The sequence below is a fragment of the Acinetobacter sp. TWP2-2-3 genome (assembly GCF_049896445.1).
GTDB lineage: Bacteria > Pseudomonadota > Gammaproteobacteria > Pseudomonadales > Moraxellaceae > Acinetobacter.
In genome coordinates this window covers 1-2162 of the sequence record NZ_JAFCUI010000027.1, presented here as the reverse complement: position 1 = coordinate 2162, position 2162 = coordinate 1, and the positions used below count along the sequence as shown (strand labels likewise).

Annotated in this window: 3 protein-coding genes and 1 pseudogene; 3 read left to right on the top strand and 1 reads right to left on the bottom strand. The window is 32.8% G+C overall.

What is annotated here, in order from left to right:
• Positions 1 to 84: pseudogene (locus ACP7AK_RS15280) on the bottom strand (DIP1984 family protein); the annotation flags it as partial.
• A gap of 237 nt (positions 85 to 321) precedes the next feature.
• Here ACP7AK_RS15280 and ACP7AK_RS15275 point away from each other — a divergent pair.
• The 3 genes from ACP7AK_RS15275 (at position 322) to ACP7AK_RS15265 (ending at position 1796) form a co-directional block, all read left to right on the top strand.
• Positions 322 to 711 carry a tautomerase family protein gene (locus tag ACP7AK_RS15275; RefSeq protein WP_034171729.1) on the top strand — a complete coding sequence of 130 codons (390 nt, stop codon included), beginning with the start codon at positions 322 to 324 and terminating at the stop codon, positions 709 to 711.
• A 218-nt stretch (positions 712 to 929) separates the two neighbouring features.
• Positions 930 to 1358: an organic hydroperoxide resistance protein gene (locus tag ACP7AK_RS15270; protein WP_005108699.1), complete on the top strand. Its 429-nt coding sequence runs from the start codon at positions 930 to 932 to the stop codon at positions 1356 to 1358.
• A gap of 6 nt (positions 1359 to 1364) precedes the next feature.
• Positions 1365 to 1796: a MarR family winged helix-turn-helix transcriptional regulator gene (locus ACP7AK_RS15265; RefSeq protein ID WP_005108698.1), complete on the top strand. Its 432-nt coding sequence runs from the start codon at positions 1365 to 1367 to the stop codon at positions 1794 to 1796.
• Positions 1797 to 2162 lie beyond the last annotated feature (366 nt).

The window sequence follows — 2162 nt, the reverse complement described above, 5'->3', positions numbered from 1 at the left end:
TACATTTGCATTGATACGTTGTTTTAGTGAAATAATTTTTTTTTGTTGATCACTTCGAAGTAAGAGAGCTTCTGCTAATTTCATTTTTCACCTATTAACCAATTAGAATTAAGTTTTAAACAGCTTATATCCTCATTCTTTAAAGATCAAAAAAATTGCTTTTTTATCTAACTAAAAGGTGTCTACAAAATCGGTAGCTATTCATTTTTTAAATTTTAAGCCTAGACCAGAGTCTAGGTTTTTTCATTTCGTATAACAGCCATTATCTTAAATGGGAGGGGGAGATTAAGCTAAAATTAGGGTTTTAATTTAGAGAAAGTAATGTCTCAGATAAAAATTTATGCTTTAGATGAAACTATAGAATTACATCGTGATAATTTAAGTAAAGCTATCCATCAGGCTTTAGTTAAAGAATTAAAATACCCTGAAGAAAAAAGGTTTCAACGTTTTATTCCACTAGAATCCAAAAATTTTATATATCCAGCAGACCGCAGTACATCTTATATAATTATTGAAATTTCCATGTTCGATGGACGAACAAAAGAGACTAAAAAAGCATTTATTAAGACTCTATTCGAAAATATAAACAATCTATGCGGTATTGATTCAAATGATGTTGAGATAACTATATTTGAAACTCCTAAAGAAAACTGGGGCATTAGAGGGGAAAATGCGGATGAACTACAGTTAAATTATCAGGTAAGTGTTTAAATTTCCTAAAATTAACATAATACACGTTATGCGAAATTAGAAAAATGAGTTTATTGCACTGATATTTATCTGTTTTTTAAATTTTAGACCTGGGTTGGTGCCCAGGTTTTTTTATTGCGTAAAACAGCCATTATGTTAAATCGCATATAAAAAATTTGACATAAATTAAATTTTATACAATTATATTGCACACAATATATTATTTAAAGGTAATTAAAATGAGTAATCTTTATTCTACCCAAGTTAAAGCAATCGGTGGACGTTCAGGGAATATTCGTAGTGAAGATGGTATCTTAGAACTAAAATTAGCTTTGCCAAAAGAATTAGGTGGTCGAGGTGATGCAACGAATCCTGAGCAATTATTTGCAGCTGGCTATGCTGCATGCTTTGGAAATGCCGTGATCCATGTAACTCGTAGCAATAAAGAACATAAAATCCGTGATAACGATGTAGAAGTCCTGAGTACTGTTGGCATGGTTGCTAATGGCAATGGTGGATTTTCCTTAACAGTACACTTAGATGTCACTCTTTCAGGTATTTCACAAGCTGATGCAGAGAAGATCGTGGAACAAACGCATCAAGTATGTCCTTATTCCAACGCTATTCGAGGTAATATACAGGTATCGACCACTGTCTATACCAAATAAAAAGCTATGTCCAAGAATCAGCTTTGCCTAGATGAGCAACTATGTTTTCCTATTTATGCTGCATCTAATTTAATCGTAAAAGCTTATCGCCCTTTTCTTACACCTCTCGGACTCACTTATCCTCAATATTTAGTGATGTTGGTTTTATGGGAAAAAGAATGTGTAAGTGTGGGTGATCTTGGACAAATTTTACACCTGGATAGTGGGACACTAACGCCCTTACTAAAAAGAATGGAAAAGTCTGAACTTATTAATCGATCACGTGATCCTAATGATGAAAGAAGAGTCCTTATTTCATTAAAAGAAAAGGGTCGAGAGCTACGAGCTGCCGCAGAAATGATTCCTAAAGAGCTGACTCAAAGTATTCAACTTGAAAATTTAAATAAACTAAAAGAAGAATTAAAGTCATTGGTTAAAGTGTTATCAGAGAAAATTTAAGAAATCTTATTATCTGGTGATATGAGTCACTATGATTCTGAAAATTAATTAATTTTTCTAAAATTAACATAATACACCTTATACGAAATGTGTTATAATTCTCTTGAAAATTCAACGCTGTAGTTCCTAGTTGATAGCCCGAACATCCCTGTTCGGGCTTTTTTTATGATTTTTCACGTTCCACGCCTATTCTTTGACCAATGTTTCACGACTTTGTTCATATTAGTTAAACAATCGTGGTTAATCAGGCACTGTTGCAAATAGAGATTTGAGTCGATGATGTTTCCTTTAAAAAGTACTTAGAGACCGAAAACCCTGTTGATTAGACACACTTCACCCTGAGGCTGACCATAATAAAATGACGAT

Bases quoted from the DNA above. Each gene is read 5' to 3' on its own strand.
- ACP7AK_RS15275 (WP_034171729.1), top strand. From the start codon at position 322: ATGTCTCAGATAAAAATTTATGCTTTAGATGAAACTATAGAATTACAT.
- ACP7AK_RS15270 (WP_005108699.1), top strand. From the start codon at position 930: ATGAGTAATCTTTATTCTACCCAAGTTAAAGCAATCGGTGGACGTTCA.
- ACP7AK_RS15265 (WP_005108698.1), top strand. From the start codon at position 1,365: ATGTCCAAGAATCAGCTTTGCCTAGATGAGCAACTATGTTTTCCTATT.